Below are 3,920 nucleotides of genomic sequence, written 5' to 3'. Positions count from 1 at the left end.
ACATCACCCTGTTTAATGAGGTAACCGCCATCAAATTGAGCAAGATTGGTCGTATTGAGATTACAGACCATTCTGCGCCCCTTTCTCATCTTCAACTAAGATGTCGTCTCTAATCTGCAACGCCTCAAAATTGTTGTACAAGTGGTCAATGTAGCCATTACCACCAAGCGCCTTATAGCTATTGTGCATGTTCTCTACTACATAGAACTCGTCCTTTGTAGTGAATCCACGACGGATAGCTCTGCGAATATCACGGTCGAGGCGCATTCTCATGGTTACAAGATGTGCCTCGTCGTGCAGTTTTAGCTTTGCTTGTACTTCGTCAATTTTGGAATTGCTATCTTTAGCGGTAGTCTGGACATCTTTAATCTGTTTCTTAACATCGGTTAGTTCCGAAACGATTTTCTCCGTCTCTTCTTTGGCTTTTTTCGGCAATTTGTAGCTAAGCCAAGCGATAATAATCGGTGAAGCCGATGGTAGCACGTTCATGAAGAAATGTTCTATCTGTTGTAAGACGTCCATAGTTACCCCCCGTTATTAGTTAGGTGCAACTCTTGTAGCAGAAGGTTCTGAAACTGTAGGAGTCACGGTAGCTGTTGTAGAAACTGCTGTTGCTGGCGCAACAGTCGTAGGCTCATTTTGTTCTTTAGGCTCGTACTTCCATGCTACGCCATATCCATCACGTTCAAGACGTCCATTACGAATAAAGTCGCTTACAGGCTCTCCATTATAAGTAAATTCACGGTTAAGTTGTACTAGAACCCTCTTACCTTCACCATCCAACTCAACGTGCTCTGGGTCTTCGATGGTAATCAAATCACCTGGCATATAGTGTTTACCTACTTCAGCTGATTGAATTAAATCAACTAAAACTTTATAAGCTGTTCCGTACTGAAGCAATTTTTCTGTTATCAACGTTAAAACTAATGCGTAGCTAACTTTGCCGTAGTGGTCGCTTTCAGTCTTGTTCTGCTTAACTGCTTGATCTGTGGCCGTCTGCTTAGCTTCGGCTTGTGCCAATTTCTGTTCAGCCTCTTGAAGCTTAACGTGAGTTTCTTCTAACTTAGCCTGAGTCTGTACAAGAGCGCTCGTTGGGTCAAGTTCTGTACGGATATGGTCCAGTACTGCTTGAATCAGCACCTCTTCATTATCATGCGTGCGATTACCTGGCAATTCAACACGCTCATAGCTGTATCGTCCAGGTTTTTCTTTCTCAATCGTTACGATTGTGACATTCTTTTCCCCCTTCAAAATCGGGCTTCCTGTTAATTTGTAAGTCATGCGTTATTTCCTTTCATTTTTGCTTGCGTTTCTTCAAATAACTCTTTAAGTGCTAGGTCATATTCCAGCACGGCTTTAAATGCCTGCAATTCAGCCAAAGTCAGCGTATAATGTGCCTCTAAATGCGCACTATTCAATTCGCCTTCTTTCAAGCGGTTAGCGAGCGACTCAGCTACTAGCTTGTCGATTGTGTGATTATCCATGTATGTTCTCCTTCTAGCTAATTCCTAAATGGCTTTCAATTCTGTTCAAGCGTTTCTTGATTGCATCTATATCTGTATGTTTGCGGAAAGCGACTGATTCAAGTTCGCTCCACCAAACAACCTTATTGACTCCTCCAGCAGGGTTATAGCCATTACCGAAGATATTGCTATTTCCCATGTTGATGTTTCCAGCGAATACGGGTGACTGAGTGAATTTTACTGCTCCATAAAAATTCGTGGTACTCTCGCCTGTGAAATTGGTTTCTGCATAGAAATGTACATCATTCCTACAGTACATTTTCCCGTCAGTATTGACGTTCCACGCTCTAGGTCCTGCTTTACTCCAATTGTTTCCCCAATTTGCCCAAAAGGCTGTCCGAGTCTCGCCATGACCCTCGCCATTCCCCATGCCAACCGCGAATTTATTAACCCCAGAAATCCAGTGTCCACCTCCTTGGTCGAATTGTCCAAGCGTGAAGCCACCGATTTTCCCTTGATAAGCTTCAAGAAATGTTGAACTAGACACGACAGATTCAATCTTAGTCGCAAAGATTTCCTTTGAGGTTAGCTTGTCAATCAAGGCATCTCTAGCGGTCAGGTTACGAATCAGGGCATCATCTACGCTGATTTTATCGCCTGTAACCGAACCAGCTTGGATGTGTTCAGCAGTAACGGAGCCTGCTGCTAACTTCCCGGCAGTGACCGCACCGTCTACAATCATGTCAGATTTCACCCTGACTTTTGGGGCGATAATGTCAACGCCTTTCGAACTGGTCGAAATGGTAGAGGCTAACTGCTCGCCCGTCAAGGTAGTAGAGCCAATAGTCACACCTTCAGGAGTAACTTGTACTCTCGCACTGTTAGCAGCGTCTCGCACTTCCTGCCTAATTTCCTCAGCCGTCTGAGCAATAGCACTCTTGACATTCTTATCAAAGAACTGGGTCAGCGCCCCTTGGTTGTTCTGTTGAATTTTGCCCCAGAGAGTGCTGTTCGGGTCTCTCAGTTCCAGTTCGATAGAACGCATATCCTTGAAGAGACCTGACAGGGTACGTTGGGTTACTGTCGGCTCCACAAAGCTAGTAGGGAAATCCCCCTGCTCTAGTTGGATATCCGTTAGCACCGTGTCGCCCACGCAACCCATATGGTGCAGTTTCAGCAGTTCATCTCGTGTCCGTGGTTGAAATACCTTGTAATACCGTCCGTTATGCTCCAAAGCAGGCGAACGGACGTTTTGAATGGTAATATCCATGTGTTACCTAACCTTTCTTATAGATATAAATATCCTTCTGATATATCCTATCCACAGCATCACGATCTGATGAATTTTTGAAAGTGATAATAAAATCATAGACCCACGTTCCTGAAAATTCTGTAACGACCATCACAGCGCTATTGATTGCAAATAATTCGCCGTTTATTCTGGCTTTAATTCCTTCATAATTGAAACCATCTGGTTTTGGTTGTCCGTATTCACGTCGTACTCTCAATGTCCGCTTGATAGCTAAGTCACCATCGCGTCTCCAATCTGTGAAATTTTCGAAATGAGCTGATTCTACTAGTTTCTGTTCCCATACTAGCCTTGTCCCTACATATCTCTGAGTGATTTCCTTTCCACCCACATAAATTCCTTCTCTAGCCATACTACCTCCTACTCATAAACATCGTAGATTGTGTTCGGGTCTTTATAATAGAGGCTGTTGTAGGTAGTTTTGTGACCATACCAATATTTCAGCGCTTGACCACCATTCTGGTTGATGATGCTTTGGCCTGGCGCTCCTGCTGGACCTGCTGGTCCACGTTCCCCTGTGGCTCCTCTAGCGCCTGCAGGGCCTACATTTCCTTGAGGTCCTCGTTGACCTTCTGGGCCTCTCGGTCCTACTGCGCCTGCTGGACCCGCTGGGCCGGTTGGTCCTGCCGGACCTCTAGCACCCTGTGGACCTTGTGCGCCTTTCAGCCCCTCTCTCTGTTGGGTTGTCAGGTTCTCAAATCGCACAACACCATCAGCACCTCTTGGTCCTGCTGGCCCCGTCTCTCCACGGTCTCCTTTTGGTCCAGTCAGATATTGAAGAGCTGAGAATCGGTCACGGCCATTTCCGACCTTGACCTTTCCTGTGTCACTTTCAATGCCTAACTCTCCGTCAAGTAAGACCAGAGGGCTACTTGCCCAATCACTCGCTGACATGCGCTTGTGTTGAACCCTTACTGGGATTGTTTCCGTCATGTTCTACCTCCGTCAAAAATAAAAGTTGGACTCTCGCTCCAACTTCCGTCATATCTAGCATTTTGCCCATCAGCAACCGTCTTGTAGACTGGCGCTAGTTCAATCCGTCTTGTCTGATTGTCAATCGTCACAGATTGCTCTACATTCTGATACCAGTCCCCTGAGAAAGTCAGACGATAGGCACCGTAGTAGACCGCTAAGACCTGCTCCTCTTT

5 protein-coding genes and 3 pseudogenes are annotated in these 3,920 nt (G+C 45.6%); all 8 read right to left on the bottom strand.

Annotated elements, in window-relative coordinates:
• Positions 1-60: 60 nt before the first annotated feature.
• On the bottom strand, positions 61-522 hold the full coding sequence (locus M1G05_RS09990) for a hypothetical protein (protein ID WP_247953698.1): 462 nt from the start codon (positions 520-522) through the stop codon (positions 61-63).
• Positions 523-537: 15 nt separating this feature from the next.
• Entirely contained in the window at positions 538-1,281 is a 744-nt protein-coding gene (locus M1G05_RS09985; RefSeq protein ID WP_247953697.1) for a hypothetical protein, read from the bottom strand.
• A complete protein-coding gene (locus M1G05_RS09980) occupies positions 1,278-1,484 on the bottom strand; it encodes a hypothetical protein (RefSeq protein WP_247953696.1) in 207 nt (68 codons plus the stop codon). Before M1G05_RS09980 ends, M1G05_RS09985 begins: the two co-directional genes overlap by 4 nt.
• Before the next feature lie 94 nt (positions 1,485-1,578).
• Positions 1,579-2,217, bottom strand: a pseudogene (locus tag M1G05_RS09975) (tail fiber domain-containing protein); the annotation flags it as partial.
• Between the two features lie 138 nt (positions 2,218-2,355).
• Positions 2,356-2,733 (bottom strand): annotated as a pseudogene (locus tag M1G05_RS09970) (gp58-like family protein); the annotation flags it as partial.
• A 7-nt stretch (positions 2,734-2,740) separates the two neighbouring features.
• Positions 2,741-3,124: a hypothetical protein gene (locus tag M1G05_RS09965; RefSeq protein ID WP_247953695.1), complete on the bottom strand. Its 384-nt coding sequence runs from the start codon at positions 3,122-3,124 to the stop codon at positions 2,741-2,743.
• Positions 3,125-3,132: 8 nt separating this feature from the next.
• A complete protein-coding gene (locus M1G05_RS10045) occupies positions 3,133-3,705 on the bottom strand; it encodes a hyaluronate lyase N-terminal domain-containing protein (RefSeq protein ID WP_282184801.1) in 573 nt (190 codons plus the stop codon).
• A pseudogene (locus M1G05_RS09955) lies at positions 3,702-3,920 on the bottom strand (hypothetical protein); the annotation flags it as partial. The pseudogene M1G05_RS09955 and the gene M1G05_RS10045, both read right to left, overlap by 4 nt.

It is taken from the genome of Streptococcus mitis (genome assembly GCF_023109515.1).
GTDB classification, from domain to species: domain Bacteria; phylum Bacillota; class Bacilli; order Lactobacillales; family Streptococcaceae; genus Streptococcus; species Streptococcus mitis_CS.
The sequence above is the reverse complement of the archived record's forward strand: the minus strand, read 5'-3'. Positions and strand labels throughout refer to the sequence as shown.

Coding starts and splice junctions, on each gene's coding strand:
- M1G05_RS10045 (WP_282184801.1), bottom strand. CDS start 3,705: ATGACGGAAACAATCCCAGTAAGGGTTCAACACAAGCGCATGTCAGCG.
- M1G05_RS09965 (WP_247953695.1), bottom strand. CDS start 3,124: ATGGCTAGAGAAGGAATTTATGTGGGTGGAAAGGAAATCACTCAGAGA.
- M1G05_RS09985 (WP_247953697.1), bottom strand. CDS start 1,281: ATGACTTACAAATTAACAGGAAGCCCGATTTTGAAGGGGGAAAAGAAT.
- M1G05_RS09990 (WP_247953698.1), bottom strand. CDS start 522: ATGGACGTCTTACAACAGATAGAACATTTCTTCATGAACGTGCTACCA.
- M1G05_RS09980 (WP_247953696.1), bottom strand. CDS start 1,484: ATGGATAATCACACAATCGACAAGCTAGTAGCTGAGTCGCTCGCTAAC.